This is a genomic window from Pseudomonas sp. B6001 (genome assembly GCF_013386015.1).
Classification (GTDB): domain Bacteria; phylum Pseudomonadota; class Gammaproteobacteria; order Pseudomonadales; family Pseudomonadaceae; genus Aquipseudomonas.
In genome coordinates, this window is sequence record NZ_JACAOX010000016.1 from 127,844 (window position 1) to 150,952 (window position 23,109).

Sequence of the window (23,109 nt, forward strand, 5' to 3'; positions counted from 1 at the left end):
TGTGCTCCGGGAAAGTCGTTGGTTGGTATGGATGCGATGTTACGCGGCAGATTTTTTAAGAGAACTTCATTGGGCTGATGGTGACTATCGACGCCAGCGATGGCCCGTTTTCCCGGGCCATCGCGTCGCTCATCACGGCATTTCTGGCAGTTCCCGAGGGCGCAGGTCGAACACCAGCACCTCGGCGTCCTCCCCATGGCTCAGGTGAATCTCCCGCTCATCGCGCACTCGGGCGCCGTCGCCTTCGTGCAAGCGTTGGCCATTGACTTCAACGCTGCCCCGCGCCACATGGATGTAGGCGTAGCGTTCCGGGGCCAGCGGCAGGCTGGCGGTTTCAAAGCCGTTGAACAGCCCGGCATACACCCGCGCGTCCTGGCGCACGCCGAGGGAGCCGTCGGTGCCTTCCGGCGAGATGATCAACTGCAACCGGCCGCGTTTCTGCGCCTCGGTGAAGTGCTCCTGCTGATAGCGCGGTTCGGCGCCCGCCACGTCCGGCACGATCCAGATTTGCAGGAAGTGCACGCCCTGGGTGTGGCTGTGGTTGAACTCGCTGTGGGCCACGCCGCTGCCGGCGCTCATCAGTTGCACGTCGCCGGGGCGAATCACCGAACCGGTGCCCAGGGTGTCCTTGTGTTCCAGGGCGCCTTCGAGCACATAGGAGAAAATCTCCATGTCGCGGTGCGGGTGTTGGCCGAAGCCCTTGCCGGCGGCAACCCGGTCATCGTTGATCACCAGCAGGTCGGAAAAACCCTGTTCTTTGGGATTCCAGTAGTTGGCGAACGAGAAGGTGTGGAACGACTTCAACCAACCGTGATTGGCGGCGCCGCGTTCCGAGGCTTTGCGAAGGGTCAGCATGGGGTGTTCTCCTCAAGGGAAGCCTGGCTGCGAGATGCAGGGCTTCGGTGTGAGGAGAAGATTACTGGTTAACGATAGGTTGATTAAGAAGCTGAAATAGGAATGACTGTCTCTTTTAGATTGACGATCGCCAGCTGTGCCGTCCGCAGATGATGGCGGTAGCGCAGCTGAAGTTTGCGCCAGGCCATCGGGTTCACGCCTTCGCTGCGGCTGAACAGGTGACAGAAGTGCGCCTGGTCGCAGAACCCGCATTCCTGGCTGATCTGCGTCAGGCTCAGGGCGGAGCCGGTGATCAGCACCTTGGCCTGCTTGATGCGTTGCTGGCGAATCCATTCCTGGGGCGATACACCGGTGGTGCGCTTGAAGGCCCTGGAGAAATGGCTGCGGGACAGCTCACAGGCGCGAGCCAGTTCCGTCACCTCCAGGGGGCCAGCAAGATTGGCGAGGATCAATTGCTTGACCCTCTGTTCCCGCTCTGAACACAGGGTTCCGGTTGCAGCTGCTGGTTGAGCCATGATCGCTATCCGTGGTCGATGGGCGCTTGTTTTCACACACCTTACCGGTGAATGAATCCCCAGTGTAGACCGCTGCAAGCATCTGTTGAACTGAGCACATGCATGCAATTTTTCTGGATCGGGCCGTCGCACACTAGCGCGAACGTTCAAGCATCCAGGGGAAGGGCACGATGGACTCAACAGCACAAGGCGGGCCGGACGAGGTCGTGACCCTGGTGGTCAAGCACCGCATAAAACCCGGGCTTGAAGCCGACTACGAAGCCTGGCTGCGACGCATCGTGCGTATTGCCGGTGAGCGTCCCGGCCACCTCGGCGTTGACGTGGTGCGCAGCAAGCAGGGCGGCCTTGCGTTGTTCACCTGCGTGCTGCGTTACCGCTCCACCGAAGACCTGGAGCGCTGGCTCGATTCGCCGCAGCGCCTGGAGCTGATCAACCAAGCCGCACCGATGCTGGCCGACGGCGACCAGACCGAAGTCGGCGCGGTCAACGAGTTCTGGTTCTCGCCCCTGGCCGATGCTGCCGCCAAGCCGCCGCGCTGGAAACAGGCAGTGGTCACGCTGCTGGTGATCCTGCCGCTGACGTTGCTGGTGCCGATCATCTGGGGCCCGGTACTGCGGCTGCACCCGTTCCTGTCCAACTACATCGTCGCCACCTTCCTGGTCACCCTGACCATCGTTGTACTGGTGGTTTACCTGCTGATGCCGGCGGCCACCCGCCTGTTCGCGCCCTGGCTTGAAGCCTCTGTAAAGGAAACCCTATGAACGCCGACCTGATTCTGTTCAATGGCCAGTTCCACACCGTGGACCGTGAAAATCCCCGCGCCACGGCAGTTGCGATCCACCAGGGACGCTTCGTCGCGGTGGGCACCGACGGTGAAGCCATGGCCCTGCGCGGCAGTGGTACCCAGGTCATCGACCTCAAGGGTCGCACCGTCATCCCTGGCCTCAACGACTCGCACCTGCACCTGATCCGTGGCGGCCTGAACTACAACCTCGAACTGCGCTGGGAAGGCGTGCCGTCACTGGCCGATGCCCTGCGCATGCTCAAGGATCAGGCTGACCGCACGCCCACGCCGCAGTGGGTGAGGGTGGTGGGCGGCTGGAACGAATTCCAGTTCGCTGAAAAGCGCATGCCCACCCTCGACGAACTCAACCAGGCCGCCCCCGACACGCCGGTGTTCGTGCTGCACCTGTATGACCGCGCCTTGCTCAACCGTGCCGCCCTGCGGGTGGCCGGCTACACCAAGGACACGCCGAACCCGCCCGGCGGCGAGATCGTGCGCGACCACAACGGCAACCCCACCGGCATGCTGGTGGCGCGGCCCAACGCGATGATTCTCTACGCGACCCTGGCCAAGGGCCCGAAACTGCCCCTGGAATACCAGGTGAATTCCACCCGCCAGTTCATGCGCGAACTCAACCGCCTGGGCCTGACCAGTGCCATCGACGCCGGCGGTGGTTTCCAGAACTATCCCGACGATTACGCCGTGATCGAACAGTTGGCCAAGGACCAGCAACTGACCGTGCGCATCGCGTACAACCTGTTCACCCAGAAGCCCAAGGAAGAACTCAGCGACTTCAAGAACTGGACCGGCAGCGTGACCCTGCATCAGGGCGACGACTATCTGCGCCACAACGGCGCCGGCGAAATGCTGGTGTTCTCGGCGGCCGACTTCGAAGACTTCCTTGAGCCACGCCCGGACCTGCCGCTGACCATGGAGCAGGAACTGGAACCGGTGGTGCGCCACCTGGTGGAACAGCGCTGGCCGTTCCGCCTGCACGCCACCTACAACGAGTCGATCTCGCGGATGCTCGACGTGTTCGAGAAGGTCAACCGCGACATCCCGTTCAACGGCTTGCCATGGTTCTTCGACCACGCCGAAACCATCACCCCGCAGAACATCGAGCGCGTGCGGGCGCTGGGCGGCGGCATCGCGATCCAGGACCGCATGGCGTTCCAGGGTGAGTACTTTGTGGAGCGCTACGGCGCCAAGGCCGCCGAGGCCACGCCGCCGATCAAACGCATGCTCGCCGAAGGCGTGCCGGTGGGCGCCGGCACCGACGCCACCCGGGTGTCGAGCTACAACCCCTGGACCTCGCTGTACTGGATGGTCAGCGGCCGCACCGTCGGCGGGCTGGAACTGCACGCCGAGGGGCTGCCCCGGCTGACGGCCCTGGAACTGTTCACCCACGGTAGCGCCTGGTTCTCCTCCGAGCAGGGCAAGAAGGGCCAGATCAAGGTCGGCCAACTGGCGGACGTGGCGGCACTGTCGGCGGACTTCTTCAGTGTCGATGAGGAGGCCATCAAGTGGATCGAATCGGTACTCACCGTGGTCGGCGGCAAGGTGGTGTACGGCACCGGCGACTTTGAAGATTTCGCACCACCCAGCGTGCCGGTGCTGCCGGACTGGTCGCCGGTGGTCAAGGTCCCGGGCCACTGGCGCCCGGCGTCAGCGCTGCAAGCCCAGGTGCACCAGTGCAGCGGCCCCTGTGGCGTGCATGCCCATAGCCATGAACGGGCGCGTCTCTCGAACGTGCCGGTCAGCGACTTCCAGGGTTTCTGGGGCGCGTTTGGCTGCTCGTGTTTTGCCTTCTGAATCTAACCCCAAAAGAGTATTCCCATGACTTACAAACGCCTGAACAAAGATGACGCCGTGGTCCTGCTGGTGGATCACCAGACCGGCCTGATTTCCCTGGTGCAGGACTTCTCGCCCAACGAATTCAAGAACAACGTCCTGGCCCTGGCGGACCTGGCCAAGTTCTTCAAGCTGCCGACTATCCTCACCACCAGTTTCGAAAGCGGCCCCAACGGCCCGATGGTGCCGGAGCTGAAAGAACTGTTCCCGGACGCGCCGTACATCCCGCGCCCTGGCCAGATCAACGCATGGGACAACGAAGATTTCGTCAAGGCAGTGAAAGCCACCGGCCGCAAGCAACTGATCATTGCCGGGGTGGTGACCGACGTGTGCGTGACCTTCCCGACGTTGTCGGCCCTGGCTGAAGGGTTTGAAGTGTTTGTGGTCACCGATGCTTCGGGCACCTTCAATGAGACCGTGCAACAGGCTGCGTGGGCACGCATGACGGCGGCCGGTGCACAGCTGGTGAACTGGTTCTCGGTGGCCTGCGAGCTGCAGGTGGACTGGCGCAACGACATGGAAGGCTTGGCGAATCTGCTGTCGCCGCGTATTCCCAACTATCGCAATTTGATGAACAGCTACTCGGCGCTGACGGCCAAATAAACCGCTCTCTGATATGCAGGTAATCCAATGTGGGAGCGGGCTTGCTCGCGAAGGCGGTGTGCCAGTCAATACATGTACCGACTGACCCACCGCCTTCGCGAGCAAGCCCGCTCCCACATTTTGATTTGTGGTGTGGCGACTGACCGGCTATAAAACAGCCCAGCGTCCACCGAGAAGCGACAATGAACCCCTTCGAAGACATGCGCCTGTTTTGCCAGGTCATGGAATCCGGCAGTTTCACCGCTGCCGCCGAGCATCTTGGCCTGTCCAAGCAGTTTGTCAGCCGCCGCCTGATCCAGCTGGAAGAGCGCCTCGGCGTACGCCTGCTCAACCGCTCCACCCGCCGCCTGGACGTCACGCCGCTGGGCCAGAGTTACTACGAATCCGCCCTGCGCCTGCTCAGTGAAGTCGAGCAAGTGGAGCAGGGCATCGCCGGGCAAAACACCGAGCCCCGAGGCACCATTCGCCTGAGCGCGCCGTTGTCGTTTGCCATGGCGCACCTGGGTTGCCTGTTGCCGCTGTTCCTGCAACGCCACCCTCATGTCACCGTGGAAGTGGACCTCAGCGACCGCCCGGTAGACCTTATCAGCGAGGGCTACGACCTGGTGCTGCGCATCGGCACCCTCGAGGATTCGACCCTGATCGCCCGACGCATCGCCAGTGTGCAGCGCGTCTACTGCGCCAGTCCCGACTACCTGGCCCGCCACGGCACGCCGCAGAGTCCCGATGACCTGGCCGATCACGCATGCCTGCCTTACGGCCATGGTCGCCAGGTGCAATGGCACTTCAAGGTCGATGGCAAACCCCACACCCGCAACGTCAGCGGGCGCATGCGGGTCAACAACGGTGAGCTGCTGCGGGATGCCGCCGTGGCCGGGTTGGGCATCACCTACCTACCCAATTTTATCGTTGCCCAAGCCTTGCAGGACGGCCGCCTGGTGACGCTGCTGGAAGACTGCGCGCCCGAACCCCTGACCCTTTCCGCGGTTTACCCCCAGCACCGCCAGAGCTCGCGCCCGGTGCAGGCGTTGATCGAGTTCCTGCGTGAACGCCTGGCCGGCGGTTGTTGAATCAGAACGCGTACTGCACCCGGCTGTAGTAATACCCGCCGGTAAACCCGAACGGCGAATAGCTGCCCCAGTTATCGCCGAACGACGAGTTCTTCACGCCGATGTGATCCGGGTATTTGTCGAACAGGTTCTGCGCACCTACGGCCACCGTCAGCTGTTTGCTGATCGCGTAGGCCACGTCGAGGTCAGTGATCCACTTGGCCGAATACGTGCGGTCCAGGCTCGCGTCGCTGGAGCTGTTGACCTCGGTGTAGGTGCCGTAGCGAGTCAGGCGCAGGTTGACGTCGAAGTCGTGGATCGCCCAGTCGGCGGAGAAGATCATCTTGCTGCTGGGTGAGGTCTTGGTGATCAGTGCCCGTGACTGGCGACCCATCAACTGGAAGTTGCCCAGGGCGGCGAGCTGCGCCGGGGTGTCGTTGACGCTGAGGATCTGCGTGTGGTTGTAGTTCAGCGCCGCCGTCCATTTCACCGAGCCGTAGCGGTCGAGGTTCTGCCGGTAGTTGCCCACCACGTCCACCCCGGAGGTGCGGGTGTTGGCGCCGTTGGTGAAGTACTGCGCGCCCGCCGTGGCCGGTACGCCGATGCTGTCCAGCAGGGAGGCAATGCCCGGGCCCTGGAAGCGTTCGCTGAGCACCAGGCGGTCCCGCAGGTTGATCACGTAGCCGTCCACCGTGAGGCTCAAGTCATCGCTTGGGGTCACGGCGAAACCGAGGCTGAAGTTGGTTGAGCGCTCCGGCTTCAGTGACTTGGCACCCAATGCCTGGGCGCCGGCGGAATCCACCGGCAGGATCACGTAGTTATACGACTGGTACACGCCATTGATGGTGTCGAACCCGGTGGAGCGTGCGGTGAAGATCTCGTTGGCCAGGGACGGTGCGCGAAAGCCGTTGCTCACGGTGCCGCGCAGGGCGAACACCGGGTTGAACGCATACCGCGTGCTGAGCTTGCCGCTGCGGGTACCGCCGACGCCTTCGTTGTAATGTTCGTAGCGCCCGGCCACGCCGATGTACCACTGCTCGGTGGGGTAGAACCCGAGGTCGACATAGCTGGCGACGCTGTTGCGGCTGACCTTCTGCGCGTCTTCCGGACGGATGCCGTTGGTGACCTGGGCCCCCGGATCGGGACGCTGCCCGGCACGCGGATGGCCTACCGGGAACACGTAGCCGCCATCGATATAGGAAGCCTCGGAGCCGGCGCGGGTCTCGTAGCTTTCGCGCCGGTGCTCCAGGCCGAACGCCACGTCCAGCGGCTTGGCCAGGCCGATCTCGTAGGTGTTTTTCAGGTCGAGGTTGGTGGTGAGCTGGTCGGCGATGTAGATCCCGGAGGTGAACTTGTTCGGTGTGCTTTCGCCCAGGGACGGGTTCTGGTTGTCGTAGGTGCGCTGCTTGGCGTAGTTGCGCCCGTAGGTGCTGCTCAGGTCCCAACCCCAGCCGCCGCCAAGGTCGTTGCCCTTGGCGCCGAAAGCCGATTGGAAGTCCGTCTCGTTGACCAGCCAGTACGGGCTGTAGCCGTCGGGGTAACCATTGGGCCCGGTGGTAATGGTGTTGCGGCCGTTGGGCAGGCGGAAGTTCTGGCCGTCGTTGTTCTCCCGGGTGGCCAGGGTGGAAAACGAGTACAGCGTCAGGTTGTCGTTCAGCGGCAGGTCGAGGTTGTACGCCACATCGCCCAACTGGCTGCGGGGCGAGCCGTAGCCTTTGTAGGTGTGGTGGCTGGAGGTGGCTTCGCGCGGGTCGGGGGAACCGTCCGCCAACGGGTAGTAATGGCTGCTGTAGCCGTTGCTGCCGGCCTTGTTGTCGCGCTCCTGGTAGCGGGTGTCGAGGGACACGTTGAGCACCCCGGCTTCACCCACCTGGAAGCCATAGTTCAGCGCCTCCTGGCCGGTGCCGCGCTTGCCGTCGTAGTTCTGCCCCAGGGTGGTGTCGGAACTGCCGCCGGTGGTCTGCTTGAGGATGATGTTGATCACCCCGGAAATCGCATCCGAGCCGTACTGCGCCGCCGCACCGTCGCGCAGCACTTCCACATGGTCGATGGCAGCCACCGGGATCAGGTCGAGGTCGCTGGGGGCCGCGCCGCTGTTGATGCCGTTGATGTTCAGGGTGGCGCTGGTATGCCGGCGTTTGCCGTTGACCAGCACCAGTACGTGAGAGGCAGTGAGGCCGCGTAGGGTAGCCGAACGCACCACGCCGCTGGCATCCCAGCCGGCGCGGTCGGGCAGGTTGAACGAGGGGATGAGCTTGCCCAACGCTTCGAGCAAACTCGGCTTGCCCACGGCCCGCAGCTGTTCGCCGCTGATCACATCAATCGGCGTGGGGCTGGTGGTGACGGTGCGTTGTTCGGCGCCACGGTTGCCGGTGACCACCACGGTGTCGAGGGTGGGGGAGCGGTCTTCGGCAGATTCGACGCCGAAGGACGCCAGGCCACACGCCAGCGAGAGCGGCAGGAGTTTCAGATGATTGTACCGGTGTAGCCTTTTACGATGAGCGAGCTTGCTGTGGCCAGGGAGCTTGCTGTGGTGAGGAAGCTTGCTGTGACGAGGGAGCTTGCTGTGGTGAGGGAGCTTGCTGTGGCGAGGGAGCTTGCTCCCGCTGGGCTGCGTAGCAGCCCCAATACCGTCGCCACAGTCTTCCGGGGAAATTGCGGAGTCAGGCTTCAGGGCCGCTGCGCGCCCCAGCGGGAGCAAGCTCCCTCGCCACAAAGGTGCCGTCAGCCAGTTGAATTTTCGCATGAGAGTGGAGCTCCTTGGTCTCGAGTGATGTCCCTGTCAGCGTTTGCGCGCGGCAACCGCTTCGATTTCTACCAGCCCGCCGGGTAATGGCAGCGCGACGACTTGCACCGCGGTGCGCGCCGGTTTTTTCGGCTGCTCGGCACTGCCGAAAAACGGCGTGTAGCCTTCCTGCAACCCGGCAAAATCAAGCTTGCCGCCCTTGGCTGGATCGCCCACCAGGAATATCCGCAGCTGCACCACATCTCCCAAATCCAGGCCCTGGCTTTGCAGCACACCCTTGAGCTTGTTGAGGATCGACGTGGTCTGGATGGCCGTGTCGCCATAGGCGGCAAACGAGTCTTTCGGCGCCTTGGGGTCATGCAGGTCGGCCAGCAACCCACTCACAAACAGCAGCTCGGTCTGTGGCGGCACCGACACCGCCAATGAGATCGGGAAATTCGAGTTCGGCAGCGGCACGCGCTTGATCTCATCGGCGTGGGCGGCAAGGGTGGTGGCGGTCATCAGCAGTCCTGCAAAAAGCGTCTTCATCGGTTCATTCCTTGAGAGAGAAAAGTCAGGCAGCGACGCCCGGTTGCTGGCGTTCGGCATGCCGGCCGATCAGCGAGACGATGCGCCGCGCCGAATCGGCGGCGCTGTTCTGCCAGATGCCGACGCCGCCGTGGGCGAGGGCGTCGCTGGCCAGGTACGTGCGGCCCTGGGGCTCGTTGAGCAGGCGGTAGGCGCTTTCGCCGACCTCGTCGTTGACGATCCACGGGCCCTTGCTGTAGCTGACTTTCGACCAGTTGATCGCCACCGGTTTTTGCAGCTTGGCGCTGTGGCCGGGGTGCAACAGCTCCACCGCCTGGCGTGAGGAGGCGAACTGTTCGGCCAGGGATTTCTGGCTGAAGGCCTGGGCCGATTCACTGGTGTTGTAGGCCGCTACCAGAATCCCCTGGGCGCTGTTGAGGCGGTCGCTGGGGTACCACAGGCCTTTGACTTCATGGTCGAGGTACGACAGGCCGCCGTAGATGTTGAAGTCGGTTTCCCAGAAGCGCGGCGCCTGCCAGGCCACCTTGTTGGCCTGGTCGCTTTGCGCGGTCTGGATCGCCTGCTTGAAGGGTGCCGTGAAGTTGGTTGGCAGCTTGGCCAGCAGCGGCAAGGGCACGGTGACAATCGCGTAGTCGGCACTCAGCACCTGGGTCTTGCCGCTGATGCGGTCGCGGTAGGTGATCCGGCTGCCTTGCTCCGAGGTCTGGATATCGCTGACTTCGGCGTTGAAGCGCACCGCATCTTTCAGATGCTCGTAGAAGGCATACGGAATGCGGTCCATGCCGCCCACCGGCTGGAACATGGTGGAGGAAAACTCCGGGATTTCATCGAACACCAGTGCGCCCCACAGCTTGGGATTGAGCAGGGTCTGCAGCTCCAGCGGCGCGCGGGTCACGCCGGTCTGGTCGCCGGCGCCGGGCACGCGGGTGTAGCCGGAGCGCACCGAACCCTTGTATTGCAGGTCGCCGTTGAGGTCGCCGTACACCTTGAGGAAACTCAGCAGCGCCTTGCGGTCATCCACGCTCAGGTCCTGGTCCAACGCCTTGCGGCTGACCGTGCGGGCCAGCAGTTCCGAGAGCTGGCCACGGGTGTCGTTGACCGCCTGGCGCAACTGGAAGGCCGGCTGTTGCGTATCCGGCCGGGCCAGGGCGTTGCGGCTGCTGTTGACCAGTACTTGCAGCTCCACACCCAGCTCGCGGCAGTAGCCGAGGATCGTCTGGTGGTGGCTGGGAATACGCGCGGGGCCGGCGTTGAAAAACTGCCCGTCATCAAAGTCGACGGTCTGGCTGACGCCGTCGTCGAAATCGACCTTGGTGCCTCGGCGCAGGGTCCAGTTGCGTCCACCCACCCGGTCGCGGGCTTCCAGGATCGTCACGTTGAACCCGGCCTTGCGCAGCTCATAGGCGCTGACCAGCCCGGAGATCCCGGCGCCGACCACCACCACCTGCTTGCCTTTGCCGGTGCTGCCCAATTGCAGCGGGGTAAAGCTCGATGCCACCGCCTGAGGCGTCAGCCCCAGCGCGCCCAATGCGCTGACAGCGGCGGAATAACCGCCCACGGCGGCAATACGGGAAATCAGTTCCCTGCGGGTAAAAGCCATGATTCGCTCCTTGAGATAGCGGTTTGTCAGAGGTCGTAGCGCACGGTCAGCAACAGGGTTCGCGGGTCGTTGACCGAGTAGTAGCGGGCGCCGCTGGAGGGCACGTAGCCCACCGACTGCGGGTAGGCGCGGTCCAGCAGGTTTTTCACCGCCAGGGTGGTGGTCCAGTGGCCGTCGCCGCTGATGTAGCGGGTGTTGGCGTTCCAGAAGGTCTGTTGCGGGATTTCCTGGATGTCGTCGTTCAATGCGTTGGCGTAGGACTTGGTCTGGAACTGCGCATCGGTGCCTGCCAGCCAGGTGCCCGGCAGCCCGGCCGGGATGGTGTAGTTCAGGCCAACGCTCGCGTTCCAGCGTGGCGAGAACACCAGTTGCTTGCCGTTGGCATCCACCCCGGCACCGCTGGCGTTCTGGAAGTCGTCGTACTTGCTTTGCAGGTAGCCGACGTTGGCGGTCAGTTGCAGGTCGCGGCTCAGGGCGGTGAGGGTTTCCAGCTCCACGCCGTAGGTGTGGGCACGGCCGACGTTGGTGCGCAGGCTCACCCCCAGCGCCGGGTCATAGGCGTTGGTTTGCAGGTCTTTGTAGTCGTTGTAGAACAGCGCGACGTTGGCCCGCAGGCGCTGGTCGAAGAAGTCGCCCTTGACCCCGGTTTCCCAGGTGGTCACGTCTTCGGGGGAGAACGCCTGTTCGGCGGCGGCCTGGGTGGGGGCGCGGTTGTCGTAGCCACCGGCCTTGAAACCCTTGGCGACGTAGGCGTATTGGTTCAGGTGCGGGGTCCAGGCGTATTCGAAGCCGATCTTCGGGCTGGTGGACTGCCAGGATTTGCTCGACTCGGCGGTGAAGTTGGTGCCGGTGATTTGCCGGTCGGTGTTGATCGCGTAGTTGGTGAAGTCGAAATTCTTGTGCTCGCGGGTAAAGCGCAGGCCGGCGATCAGCGACAGTTGTTGCGTCAGCTTGTAGGTGCCCTGGCCATACAGCGCATAGCTTTCGGTGTTGGTGGTGCTGTATTGGCCCTGGCCGATCACCCGATTGCGGGCGATGGAATAGGTAAGGTTGTCGCGGTCGGCGTCGAACTTCTCGCGGTACAGGTACACCCCGGTGCTGAAGCTGAAATCGTCGTAGTCGCCGTTGAGCTGGAACTCCTGGGTTGCATAGTTCTGCTTGTACAGGATCAGGTTGTTCTGGATCAGCGCGGCTTGCCCTGAGTTGTCGTAGTCCACCGGTTGGTGGAACGCCGAGTAGGCGGTCACCGATTTGAAGTTCAGGTTGTCATTGATCGCGTAAATCGCCCGCAGTACCGAGCTGCCCTGGTCCAGGCGGTTTTTCGGGTCGAGGCTGCTGTAGCTCTTGAATTTGTCGAAATGCCCGTTGGCGTCGAAGGGCGTGTAGCTGGTGGTGTCGCCCCGGTCGAAGGTACCGGCCAGGGTCAGTTGCACATCCCACGGCGAATCCACCGGCTTGTAGCGCAGCTTGCCGCGGTAGGACTGGATGTCGACGTTGTTTACATCCTTGCCCCGGGTGGGGTCGGAGACGGTGCCGTCGCGGCTCAGGCGGATCGCCGAGAAACTGCCGAACAGCGCGTTGTCCACCAGCGGGCCGCTGATCAGCAGGCGTGCGTTCTGCGCGTCGTAGTTGCCGGCGCCCAGCTCTACAAAACCACGGGTTTCCTGGGTCGGATCGCGGGTGATCACGCGGATCGCACCGGCGCTGCTGTTGCGCCCGTACAGGGTGCCCTGGGGCCCGCGCAGCACTTCGACACGCTCCACATCGTTGAAGTCGAGCATCGACGAAATGGCACGCGGGATGTACAGGTCATCGGCATACACGGCGACGGCGGCTTCCTGGATCGGGTCGGTTTCACCGATACCGCGAATGCCGTAGGTCTGCGCGCTGTAGGAGATCGACTGGCGGCTGAGTGTCAGGTTCGGCACCTGGCCCGAGAGGTCGCGCACGCTGTTGATCTGCTTGTCTTCCAGGGCCTTTTCATCAAACGCGGAAATCGCCAGCGGGGTTTTTTGCAGGTCTTCGCTGCGGTGCTCGGCGGTGACATTGACCACCGGCAGGGCGGCGTCGTCGGCGTGAACGGTGAGGCCGAACAGGGCGAGGGAGATGGCCAGTGCCAGGCGATTGGGTACGGCGGTAGGACTCATGATGGACCCCTGAGGTGGTTGACGGTTTAGGCAAAATTGGGCCTCCACCTGGTCAGGGGTCGGTACTGGATGTAACAGTATTTGTATAAATGCCGGGCGTAAAAGTCCGATTAGTTATAAGTTAATTATAAAAAATAGGTATGTATTGGTTTGAATGTGATGCGTAAGGCTGATGATATTTTTCAGCCGACAAAAAACAAATGTGGGAGCGGGCTTGCTCGCGAATGCGGTCGCTCAGTCAACATTGATAGTGACTGAAACACCGCATTCGCGAGCAAGCCCGCTCCCACATTTTGATCTCTGTTGGGTTTAGTAACCGCGTTGGGTATCAGCGAGGTTTTCCAGCGGCCGATCACTCAGATACCTTTCCAGATTGCCCAGGAAACTGTCCGCAATGTCATGCCGGCTATTGGTCGAAATCGCCGACGTATGCGGCGACACCCTGACCCTCGGATGCCCATACAACGCATGCCCGTCCGGCAATGGCTCGGGCTCGGTCACATCCAGCGAAGCCAGCCCGATATGGCCGCTGTCCAGCGCCTCCAGCAGCGCCTCATGATCCACCAATCCTCCCCGGGCAATATTGATCAGGTGCAACCCTGGCTTGGCATTCGCCAGCGCCTCCCGATCGACGATATGCCGTGTGGCCTCGGTCAGTGGCGCTGCCAGCACCAGGTGATCGGAACGCGCAAACAGGTCATGGATATCCCGCGCCGCTTCCACACCCTCCACGTCAAACGGCGTGTCACTTTGGCGTAATGCCACCACCTTGATCCCCAACCCATGAGCCTTCTGCGCCAGGCTGCGGCCAATCGCGCCAAACCCGAGAATCCCCAGGGTGGTGCCCTTGAGCGGGCGCAACGGGGTGAACTGCCACTGGGCATCCTTTACCCAAATATCCGGCAAATGCTTGGCCGCCGCGAAGATTGCCGCGAGGGCGAACTCGGCGAGGTTTTCGGCGGCGCTGCCCCGTGAGGTGCTCACCGGCGGCCCGTTGAACAGCCACCTGGGATAGAAGTCGATGCCCGACGACACCACCTGGATCCACTGCACGCCGTACGGCCAACCCGGGGGCGGTGTGTCCGGCGCGGTGTAGCCGCGCACATTGATCGGCCGGGCCAGCAGGATATTGGCCTGGGCCGGCAAGTCGCTGGGCACACCGGCCGGCACGCTGATCACCTCGGCACCGGGGTGCGTGAGGGCCAGGCGCTGGCGGATGACTTGATTGAAATCTTCGTCCAGCTGGCTGGCGATAATCACCTGGCTCATGGGCGTTCCTTGTGTCGTTGAGCGAAGACGGCCTTGCCGACGCCTTGCAGCACCGCGTCGTTCTGCGGGGTATGCACGCGGCTGCACAGCACGTCGCGGTAATGCCGCTGCAGTGGGCTGTGTCGGGACAGGCCGGGATTGCCGGACGCCTCGATGGCCAACTCGACGGCACGGATCGCGTTGCCGGTCACCAGGTATTTGATCTGTGCGGCGTGGGCCGTCGGGGTGTGCCCGTCGGCGGCGGCATCCAGCAGGCTGCGGTTGGCAAACAGCAGAGTGTCGATATGCCCGACGGTCTCCTGAAAGCGCGGCAAGGTCGACAGCGCGGCGCCGAGGTTGGACGGCTTGCGTTGTTCCAGCCAGTCCACCAGCCAGTCGCGCGCGGCCTGGGCCACGGCGTCGTACACCGATGAGAGCAGTACCGACATCCACAGGAACCCGTCACCGTCCAGTTCCGCCTGCGGTGCGCTCCAGGGGCTGACGCTGACCGCGTGGTCCAGCGGCACCAGCACGTTGTCGAACACCACTTCATGGCTGCAGGTGGCGCGCATGCCGAGGTGGTCCCAGGTGTCGATGATGCTGATGCCGGGGCTGTCCCTGGGCACCAGCCAGGCGCCTACCAACGGGTCTTCATCGCTGCTGCGGGCCCACACGCTGAACCAGCTCAGGCCATGGCTGCCGGTGGAGTAGATCTTGCGCCCGCTGATGCGCCAGCCGGCGGCGGTACGCCGGGCGATGGTCGCGGGCAGGCCGCCACGGGCCGGGGTGCCGAGATCGGGTTCGACGCGCAGGGCATTGATCAGCGCCCCATTGCGCACAGCGTCTTCGGCGACCTGGGTGCGCAGGGCGGGCGGCCAGGTTTTGCTGTCTTGCAGGCGCGTGTGTTGCAGGTACTGCATCACCAGGATCAACGCGGTGGACGGCTCGCCCTTGGCGATTGCGCTGATGGCCTTGCGCGCCTGGCTCAGGTTGGCACCGCCACCGCCGAGGGCCTTGGGCACGGTCAGGGCGACAAGGCCGTGTTCGTGCAGTAGCTTGAAGTTGTCGTGGGGGAAGGTGCCGCTTTCATCAACGATGTGTGCAGTGGCGGCGAGCTGGGCGCTGAGGCGTTCCAGCAAGGCTTCGAAATTGGCCACTTCCACGGAGCGCAGTGACGGTTGAGAAGAAAGGCTCATGATGGGTGTACTCGTTCAAAATGTGGTAGCGGGCTTGCTCGCGAAAGCGGTGTGTCAGGTTGCACATCCGTTGGCTGATCCACCGCTTTCGCGAGCAAGCCCGCTCCCACATGGGTTATTCGGCGTTTTCGAAGGCGGGTTATATCGGCAGCAACTTGAACTGCCGGTCCCACAACGGGCTGACATCCAGCCGCTCGCTCAACACCCCGGCGTTGAAGAACAGGTCCGCCACTTCCTGCTGCGAAGCGATGGCCTGGTCGTTCACCTCGATCACGCTGTAGGGCTGGCTGCGGTTGTTGTACACGTCGAGGAACACGGCCTTGTCCACACCGAGCAACTTCGCCGATTTTTCAGCCCACGGCTCAGGGTTGTTGTTCATCCATTCCAGCGTGCGCGCCTGGCGCTGCAAGTAATCCTGGATCGCCTGTTTGCGCAGCGGGTCTTCCAGGGCGGCGGGGCGGGCGCCGATCAGGTAGTTGCCGGAGAGGTAGCCGAGGGCGGTTTTCAATACCCGGGCGCCGCTGCGGAATTTCGCCAGCTGGATAAACACCCCATAGATCACCCAGGCGTCCAGTTGGCCACTCTGGAACGCGCTGAAACCGTCCTGTGGCGTGAGTGCCACGGGGGTGATGTCGTTGAAGGTCAGCCCTTGCTCCTTCAAGGCCTTGATCAAGAAGTAGTGCGAGGTGGTGGAGCGCACATAGCCCACACGCTTGCCTTTCAACTGGGCGATGGATTCAATTTTCGACTCCTTGGGAATCAGGATCACCTGGTTATTCACGTCACCTTGCAGCACCGCAATCAGCTTCGGCTCGCGGTGGCTCTGGATCGAGAAGATCGGCGGGATCTCGCTCATGCCGCCAATGTCCAGGCTGCCGGAGGCCAGCGCTTCGACGATCAGGTTGCCGCCGGCGAACTCGGCGTAGTCGACTTTATAGGGCGTGTTGGAAGTGCCGGCGTCGTCGGTGAAGTACGAGTCCTGGCCACGGTAGGTGGCGACGGCCAGGGTCAGGTCCGAAAGCTTCGCAGGTGCAGCGAAAGCCCGGGGCACCAGCGAGGCGAGGCCCAGGGCGCCAAGGGCAATCGAACTGGCACCCAGGAAGCCGCGACGATTGAACTGTCCGTGTTTGATCGTGTTCGTCATGGTCGTGCCCTGGTCAGATGGCGATCTGCGTTGGTTGAGTTTCGAACGGGGTGCTGTAGCGGTTCGCCGGCACGTCCAGGCCAAGGTTTTCCCGCAGGGTGGCGCCGCTGTATTCGCTGCGCAACAGCCCGCGTTGTTGCAGCACCGGCACTACCAGCTCGGTGAAGTACTGCAAGCCGTCCGGCAGCAGTGAATTGATGATGAAGCCGTCGGCCGCGCCGGCTTCGAACCAGGTCTGGATCGCGTCGGCGACCTGCTCCGGGGTACCGACAAAATCGCGCTTGGGCCGGGAGAACCGCAGGGCCACTTCCCGCAGGGTCAGGCGTTCATCGCGGGCCAGTTGCTTGATGCGGTCGGAGCCGCCTTTCTGGCTGTTGGAGCCCAGGTCGCCGAGTTCCGGGAAGGGTTCGTCCAGCGGGTACTTGCTGAAATCGTGGTCGTTGAACGGGCGGCCCAGGGCGACGATTGCGTCCTCGACGGTCACCAGCTCCACAGCTTGCTGATAGCGGCTTTCCACCTCGGCTTCGTCGCGGCCAACAATCGGCCGGATGCCCGGCAGGATCGACAACTGATCAGCATCACGGCCAAAACTGCGGGCGCGTTTCTTCAAGTCCTGGGCGTAGGCTTTGGCTTCGTCGAAGGTCTCGGCATGGACAAAAATCGCGTCGCTGTTTTCGGCGGCAAAATTGCGCCCGTCCTCGGAAGTGCCCGCCTGGAAAATCACCGGCTGGCCCTGGCGCGAGCGGGCGATATTCAGCGGGCCCTTGACCGAGAAAAACTCGCCTTTGTGTTCCAGTGCATGCAGCTTGCCAGGGGTGAAAAATTCTCCGCTTTGCTTGTTGTACGCAAAGGCATCGTCTTCCCAGGAATCCCACAGGCCCTTGACCACATTCACGTGCTCCCTGGCGATGCGGTAGCGCACGGCGTGGGGCGGGTGCTCGGCCTTGCCGAAGTTGTCGGCGGTGCCGCTGAGCCACGAAGTCACCACGTTCCAGCCGGCGCGGCCGCCGCTGATGTGGTCCAGGGAGGCGAACTGGCGTGCCACCTGGAACGGTTCGGTGTAGCTCACGGTGACGGTCGCCACCAGGCCGATGTTCGAGGTCAGGGCCGCCAGGGCCGAAAGAATGGTCAGGGGCTCAAAACGGTTGAGGTAGTGCGGGCTGGATTTTTCATGGATATGCAGGCTGTCGGCGATGAACACGAAGTCGAACTTCGCGCCTTCGGCCAGTTGCGTCTGATGCTTGTAGAACCCGAAGTTGACGCTGGCATTGGGTTGCGCCTGCGGGTGGCGCCATTCGCCCCAGCCGTGACCGACGCCGTGCACCATGGCACCGAGTTTCAGTTGGCGTTTGCTCATGTTCTCTCTCCTTTTAGCGGGAAGCCTGGGTAAGCGGGGCACGTTTGGCGTTGAAGCTTTTGTCGAAGCCTTGGGAGACGTCGATGTGTTTGGTCAGCAGGCCTTCGTCCTGATAGATGTCGGCGGTGGTTTGCAGGCCGCTGATCACCGAGTCGTCAATCGCCACCGGTTGCATATGGGTGGCGTTGGCCACGGCTACGTGCACCTCCAGCGGCAAGCCGGTGATTTTGGCCATGGCGGCGGCGAACGCCTGCGGGTGATCGTTGCTCCAGCGGTAGGCGCGGTCGACCCGGGCCACGAAGTCGTCCAGCTGCTCGCGCTTGTCGGCAATTGCCTTGCTGGTGGCGGCGAGGTACAGGTGATTGCTCAGCAGGTTGTTGCCGCTGGCAAGGACCCTTGCCTGGCTCTGGCTGGTGACCACGGTGGTATAGGGGTCCCAGGTCGACCAGGCATCGGCGGTGCCGTTATCCAGCACCAGCCGTGACTCGCTGGGCAGCAGGAAGATGAACTGCACGTCGTGGGTGGAAAGGCCGGCGCTGCGCAGCGCCTTGATCGCCAGGAAGTGCCCGATGGAGCCGCGGGTGGTGACGATGCGCTTGCCCTTGAGGTCGGCAAGATCGTGGATCGGAGAATCTTTCGGAACAATCAGCGCGGTGGTGTTGCGGCCTTCGGCGTGGATGATGCTCACCACCTTCAGCGGTGCTCCGGCACCGAGGGCGAACACGTAGGGCGCGTCCCCCAGCGCGCCGATGTCCACGGCCCCGGCGTTGAGGGCTTCGCCCAGCGGTGCGGCGGCGGGGAACTCGGACCACTGGATTTCGTAGGGCACATCCCGGGTTTCGCCGGCGACTTCCAGCAGCGCCTTGATGGTGGATTTCTGGTTGGCCACTCGCAGGGGCTGCAGGTCGGCGGCCTGGCAAGTCGCACCCAGGGTGAGGGCGGCCAGTAAAAGGGCAAGGGTAAAGCGCATCAGGCGGGCTCCAGGCTAGGTCTTGCGTTCAGTCGCCTCCGCCTGGAGAAGGGGTCGGCTGGTAGTGGGAAGAGGAGCGAGCGGGCTCGCTCCTGGGGGTGTTCAGATCACATAAAACCCGTGGGTGCCGTCGCGGGCCAGCTGGTCCACCAGGCCGAACTCCCAGTCGAGGTAGGCCTGCATGGCTTCCTTCGGATTGTCGGTGCCTTCGTACGGACGGCGGTAGCAGTCGATGCGCGGTGAAGCGAGGCGGGTCTCGCCTTCCTCCAGCGGCAGTTGCGCGGCGATCCAGCTGGCAGTGCCGTCCTGCAGCAGGAACACGGGCTTGCCGGTCAGCGCTTCGACTTGCGCTACCGCGAGGCGCGCCAGCTGGCTGCTGCCACAGGTCAACACGTAGCGTTCGGCAGCAGGCACCTTGCGCAAGGCTTCGGGCAACTGCCCGCGCAACGCCCACCAGGCACCGGGAATGTGGCGCTTGACGTAGTTGGCGCTGGCGGTGAAATCCAGTACTGCGGTGTCGCCATGAGCCTGCCATTCGGCGAGGGTGTGCGGGCTGATGAGTTCGGCCTGTTGCGGCGCCGGGACGGGGGCAACCCAGGCCCCCGGTTCGCTGAAGTGCGCAGGTTGCAGGTCATCCAGCACATGCACTTCCCAACCCAGTTGTGCGAGCCAGGACGCAGACATATTGGCCCGCACGCCGTCGTCATCCACCAGTACCAGCCGGGCGCCGCGTACGCTGGCGACGTGATCGGTTTCCTGCACCAGTTGGCCGCCCGGTGTGGAGCGCGAGCCGGGCAGGTGGCCGGCTTCGAATTCTTCCGGGGTGCGTACGTCGAACAGGTAAGTGGTGCGCGTCGCTTCCTGCTGCCAGCGTTGCAGGTCGGCGAGGGTGGCGCGGCCTACGCGGGCCTTGTCGGCGACTTGGCGGGCGTCCCTGGCGGCGATCTGGCGGTGTTCTTCCGAGGTCGGCGCGAAGCGTCGAGCCTGGCCGTGTTGCAGCTTCTGCCCGGCCAGGGTCCAGCCGATGGTGCCGTTGCGCAGGGCAGACACCGGGTTGGCGATGCCGGCATTGATCAGCGACTGGGTGCCGATGATGCTGCGGGTACGCCCGGCGCAGTTGACGATAATGCGGGTGGCCGGGTCCGGTGCCAGCTCACGGGCGCGCAGCACCAGTTCGGCGCCGGGCACGCTGATGCCGGTGGGAATGCTCATGGTCTGGTATTCATCGAAGCGGCGGGCGTCGAGCACCACCACGTCGGCGTTGCTGTCGAGCAACGCCTGCACTTCTTCAGCCGCCAGCGACGGTGTGTGGCGCTGGCTTTCCACCAGCTCGCCAAAGGATTTGCTTGGCACGTTGACGTCGATAAACAGCTCGCCACCGGCGCTGCGCCAACCGTCCAGGCCGCCTTCCAGCAGGCTGACCTCGGTATAGCCGAGCGCCTGCAAGCGCTGGGCGGCGATCTGTGCCAGGCCTTCGCCATTGTCGTACACCGTCACCTGTGTATCCCGGCGTGGGATGCGTGAATACACTTCCAGTTCCAGTTTCGACAGCGGGATATTCGCGGCGAACAGCGGGTGGGATTCGGCGAAAGGCGCTTCCTCGCGCACATCCACAAGGGCGACTTCTTCACGGTCCAGCAGGGCCTGGCGAATCTGGGCGAAGCTGCGGTTCGATACAGTCATGGGGCAGGGCTCTCTTTGGACAGGGCGTCTTTGGACAAATCCCAGATGTTCGGGAGAAAAGCGTTGGAATAACCGGAGATAAACAGTTTCTCGCTGCCGTCCGGCTGGTACACGGCGCGGCGCACCGCACCGATGTTGGCGCCATACACATGAATGCTGATGGACACCTGGTCACTGAAGGCATTGCTGACTTGATGGATGTCACCGATCTTCGGCGACACGGCTTCCACCTGGCCGGGTTCCAGCTGGATGCGCTTGCCGTCGGCGACCAGTGCGCCCTCGGCGTTACGCGCAAAGCCCTGGGAATACTCGGAACCGCGCAGCATGCCGATCAGCCCCCACACGCGATGGTCATGGATCGGCGTGGTCTGCCCCGGCCCCCACACAAAGCTGACGATGCTGAAGCGCTGGCGCGAATCGGCGTGCAGCAGGAATTGCTGATAACGCTCGGGGTCGGGTTGGGCAAACTCGTCCGGCAGCCAGTCATCGTGGCTGACCAGTTGCGCCAGCAGCTTGCCGCCTCGGTGCAGCAGGTCGCCTTCGCGAGGGTTGCCGTCGATCAATTCCGCCAGGGCGCCAATGAATGCTCTGAGTCTCTCCGGGTGTCGGGCCTGGGTCATGACAATTCCATCGTGGGTGGTTCGTGGTGATGGGTTTATCTAAGCATAATGTTTATAGTTAATATGCTATTTTTTAATGATTAGGTTATAGCGGAAAGTAATTTAGAACCGGTTTGAATAGCGTTAGACGTTATCGATCCGGGGGTTGGGCTATCCAGCCACCGTTTATGGAACTATGCTTTTCACACATCTTAATGACTGTTCTCTATGTGCGGCCCAAATGAAAATTGACGATATCGATGCCTTTGTCGAAGTGATTCGTTGCCAGTCCATCAGCCATGCCGCCGAGTCGCTGCAACTGACCCAGCCGGCCATTACCCGTCGCGTGCAGAACTTCGAGCAGGCGCTGGGGGTGGAGTTGTTCGACCGCAACACCAAGCCGCTCAAGCCTACTTTGATCGGTACGCGGGTGTATGAACAGTGCCGTTCGATCCTTCGGGAAATGGACGCCCTGCGGGAACTGGTGGCCACCGACGCGCCGCCCACCGGCCTGCTGCGCCTGGGGGTGCCGCAGACCATTGGCGACGTGGTGTTGCTGGACGCCCTCAAGCACCTGCGCAGTGAATTCCCCGAGCTGCGGGCCCAGGTGGCTACCGGCTGGGGCAGCCAACTGGTGGGCAAGATCGAGCGCGGCGAACTGGACGCGGCGGCGGCGCTGTTTCCGGCGGGCAAGATCTTCCCGGACAACATCGTCGGCGAGTCCATCGGCAAGATGGAATTGGTGGTGGTGTGTGCCAAGGCCCAACTGCCGAAGAAGCCCTGCAAGCTGGCGGACGTGTACCAGAATGGCTGGATCCTGAATCCGGATGGCTGCGGTTTCCGTGCCGGGTTGCAACGCACCCTGTCGGACCAGGGCCTGGCGTTGCGGGTCAACCTGGAAACCTTCGGCACCGAGTTGCAACTGGGCCTGGTGGCTGACGGCCTGGGCCTCGGCCTGGTGCCACGCCCGCTGCTGGAGCGCAGTGCCCATCGCGATCAACTGGCGGCCATGCCACTGAAGGACTTCAAGCCGGTGATGGACCTGTGGCTGATCTACCCGCATTTCCTGGGCAACCTGCAAGGGCCGGTGGACGCGTTTGGCAAGCTGGTGGCGGCGTCGTTGCACAAGGTGCGCAGTGCGGCGTGATATGAAAAAAAATAATAATTAGCTTAGATTAAAATGTGCTTTTTATTATTTTTTGTCATCCCCTAGGCTTGCCTGGAAGTCCTTAAGGCCATCCAGGAAGTTTTGCCATGAGCAGCGTCACCTCGATCTCCAGTGTCTCGAACAACGTCCGCCAGCGGGTTACCCCGGAAGAGTGGGAGGTGCGCGTTAAACTTGCGGCGGCCTATCGGCTGGCGGCCTTGTACAAGTGGACCGACCACATCTACACGCACTTCTCCGCCCGGGTGCCGGGGCCTGAGGAGCATTTCCTGATCAACGCCTACGGGCTGTTGTTCGATGAGATCAGCGCTTCGAATCTGGTCAAGGTGGATATCGACGGCACGATTGTCGATGACCCTACGGGCCTGGGGATCAACTATGCGGGCTATGTGATCCACAGCGCGATCCATGGGGCTCGCCACGATTTGCAGGCCGTGCTGCATACGCATACGCGGGACGGTATTGCGGTGTCGGCGCAGAAGGACGGGTTGTTGCCGATCTCCCAGCATTCCATCGGGTTTTCCGGGCGCGTTGCGTACCACGGGTATGAAGGTGTGGCCCTTGACCTGGATGAGCGTGAGCGGTTGGTGGCGGACCTGGGGGACAAGAGTGTGATGATCCTGCGCAACCATGGATTGCTGACGGCGGGGGTGAGTGTGGAGCATGCGTTCCAGCAGCTGCAGGGGCTGGAGCGGGCGTGCAATATCCAGATTGCGGCGCAGGCGGGGGGAAATGCCGAGTTGATCTTTCCGCCGGCGGAGGTGGTGGCCAAGGTGGAGAAGCAGGCAGAAGTGTTCAAGAGCGGGGATGGGCCGGGGGTGGCGCGGCACTGGAATGCGTTGATTCGGCAATTGGAGCGTACGGATACTGATTACAAACTTTGACGTTGTGGGGTTGGTATTTACGCTTGGTTGTGGGTGTATATCCGTTATTTGGGTGATGGCCGCCATTGGTTCCGCTCTTACAGCGGCTCACTTTTGAACAGCGCAAAAGTAAGCAAAACGCTCTTTCCCCACCACTCGGCTCCTCGCCTAGGCTCGGAGTGCCCTCACTCCGGCTTTGGACCGTG

19 protein-coding genes are annotated in these 23,109 nt (G+C 62.9%); 6 read left to right on the plus strand and 13 right to left on the minus strand.

The features are described from left to right. Positions 1-132: 132 nt before the first annotated feature. Both HX821_RS17250 and HX821_RS17255 read right to left on the minus strand, forming a co-directional pair. Positions 133-855 carry a pirin family protein gene (locus HX821_RS17250; protein WP_008434624.1) on the minus strand — a complete coding sequence of 241 codons (723 nt, stop codon included), beginning with the start codon at positions 853-855 and terminating at the stop codon, positions 133-135. Between the two features lie 83 nt (positions 856-938). Further along, positions 939-1,370 carry an AraC family transcriptional regulator gene (locus HX821_RS17255; protein ID WP_023658747.1) on the minus strand — a complete coding sequence of 144 codons (432 nt, stop codon included), beginning with the start codon at positions 1,368-1,370 and terminating at the stop codon, positions 939-941. A gap of 170 nt (positions 1,371-1,540) precedes the next feature. On the opposite strand from HX821_RS17255, the gene HX821_RS17260 reads away from it, so the two are divergent. From HX821_RS17260 to HX821_RS17275, 4 genes are all read left to right on the plus strand, one after another. Then, positions 1,541-2,131: an antibiotic biosynthesis monooxygenase gene (locus tag HX821_RS17260; RefSeq protein WP_003207311.1), complete on the plus strand. Its 591-nt coding sequence runs from the start codon at positions 1,541-1,543 to the stop codon at positions 2,129-2,131. Further along, the gene (locus HX821_RS17265; RefSeq protein WP_177036133.1) at positions 2,128-3,966 is read left to right on the plus strand and encodes an amidohydrolase; all 1,839 of its coding nucleotides are present in this window, start codon (positions 2,128-2,130) and stop codon (positions 3,964-3,966) included. Before HX821_RS17260 ends, HX821_RS17265 begins: the two co-directional genes overlap by 4 nt. Positions 3,967-3,984: 18 nt before the next feature. Further along, on the plus strand, positions 3,985-4,608 hold the full coding sequence (ycaC, locus tag HX821_RS17270) for an isochorismate family cysteine hydrolase YcaC (RefSeq protein ID WP_161635723.1): 624 nt from the start codon (positions 3,985-3,987) through the stop codon (positions 4,606-4,608). 182 nt (positions 4,609-4,790) lie between these two features. Continuing rightward, entirely contained in the window at positions 4,791-5,678 is an 888-nt protein-coding gene (locus HX821_RS17275) for a LysR family transcriptional regulator (protein ID WP_177028408.1), read from the plus strand. A 1-nt stretch (position 5,679) separates the two neighbouring features. Here the strand turns inward: HX821_RS17275 and HX821_RS17280 are convergent, their stop codons facing one another. The 11 genes from HX821_RS17280 to HX821_RS17330 all read right to left on the minus strand — a co-directional run bounded on the left by HX821_RS17280 (position 5,680) and on the right by HX821_RS17330 (position 20,896). Next, complete coding sequence (locus HX821_RS17280) at positions 5,680-8,403, minus strand: TonB-dependent siderophore receptor (protein ID WP_256344177.1); 2,724 nt, start codon at positions 8,401-8,403, stop codon at positions 5,680-5,682. A 36-nt stretch (positions 8,404-8,439) separates the two neighbouring features. Continuing rightward, the gene (locus HX821_RS17285) at positions 8,440-8,931 is read right to left on the minus strand and encodes a RidA family protein (RefSeq protein WP_093197996.1); all 492 of its coding nucleotides are present in this window, start codon (positions 8,929-8,931) and stop codon (positions 8,440-8,442) included. A 25-nt stretch (positions 8,932-8,956) separates the two neighbouring features. After that, positions 8,957-10,531: an FAD-dependent oxidoreductase gene (locus tag HX821_RS17290; RefSeq protein ID WP_008434613.1), complete on the minus strand. Its 1,575-nt coding sequence runs from the start codon at positions 10,529-10,531 to the stop codon at positions 8,957-8,959. 26 nt (positions 10,532-10,557) lie between these two features. After that, a complete protein-coding gene (locus tag HX821_RS17295; RefSeq protein ID WP_177036134.1) occupies positions 10,558-12,678 on the minus strand; it encodes a TonB-dependent receptor in 2,121 nt (706 codons plus the stop codon). A gap of 309 nt (positions 12,679-12,987) precedes the next feature. Beyond that, a complete protein-coding gene (locus tag HX821_RS17300) occupies positions 12,988-13,947 on the minus strand; it encodes a D-isomer specific 2-hydroxyacid dehydrogenase family protein (RefSeq protein ID WP_087694855.1) in 960 nt (319 codons plus the stop codon). Further along, the gene (locus HX821_RS17305; RefSeq protein ID WP_177028405.1) at positions 13,944-15,122 is read right to left on the minus strand and encodes an acyl-CoA dehydrogenase family protein; all 1,179 of its coding nucleotides are present in this window, start codon (positions 15,120-15,122) and stop codon (positions 13,944-13,946) included. The genes HX821_RS17300 and HX821_RS17305 overlap by 4 nt, the downstream gene beginning before the upstream one ends. 139 nt (positions 15,123-15,261) lie before the next feature. Beyond that, on the minus strand, positions 15,262-16,266 hold the full coding sequence (locus HX821_RS17310; protein ID WP_093197985.1) for an ABC transporter substrate-binding protein: 1,005 nt from the start codon (positions 16,264-16,266) through the stop codon (positions 15,262-15,264). Between the two features lie 13 nt (positions 16,267-16,279). Continuing rightward, a complete protein-coding gene (locus tag HX821_RS17315; RefSeq protein WP_008434605.1) occupies positions 16,280-17,623 on the minus strand; it encodes an LLM class flavin-dependent oxidoreductase in 1,344 nt (447 codons plus the stop codon). A 13-nt stretch (positions 17,624-17,636) separates the two neighbouring features. Further along, positions 17,637-18,593: an ABC transporter substrate-binding protein gene (locus HX821_RS17320; protein WP_177036135.1), complete on the minus strand. Its 957-nt coding sequence runs from the start codon at positions 18,591-18,593 to the stop codon at positions 17,637-17,639. A gap of 102 nt (positions 18,594-18,695) precedes the next feature. After that, complete coding sequence (locus HX821_RS17325; protein ID WP_177036136.1) at positions 18,696-20,276, minus strand: rhodanese-related sulfurtransferase; 1,581 nt, start codon at positions 20,274-20,276, stop codon at positions 18,696-18,698. Then, positions 20,273-20,896, minus strand: a complete 624-nt coding sequence (locus HX821_RS17330) for a cysteine dioxygenase (protein WP_087694851.1) — start codon at positions 20,894-20,896, stop codon at positions 20,273-20,275. The genes HX821_RS17325 and HX821_RS17330 overlap by 4 nt, the downstream gene beginning before the upstream one ends. Before the next feature lie 220 nt (positions 20,897-21,116). Here HX821_RS17330 and HX821_RS17335 point away from each other — a divergent pair, with 220 nt between their 5' ends. Next, on the plus strand, positions 21,117-22,022 hold the full coding sequence (locus HX821_RS17335; RefSeq protein ID WP_177036137.1) for a LysR family transcriptional regulator: 906 nt from the start codon (positions 21,117-21,119) through the stop codon (positions 22,020-22,022). 107 nt (positions 22,023-22,129) lie between these two features. Continuing rightward, positions 22,130-22,924: a class II aldolase/adducin family protein gene (locus tag HX821_RS17340; protein ID WP_063031004.1), complete on the plus strand. Its 795-nt coding sequence runs from the start codon at positions 22,130-22,132 to the stop codon at positions 22,922-22,924. Positions 22,925-23,109: the final 185 nt, after the last annotated feature.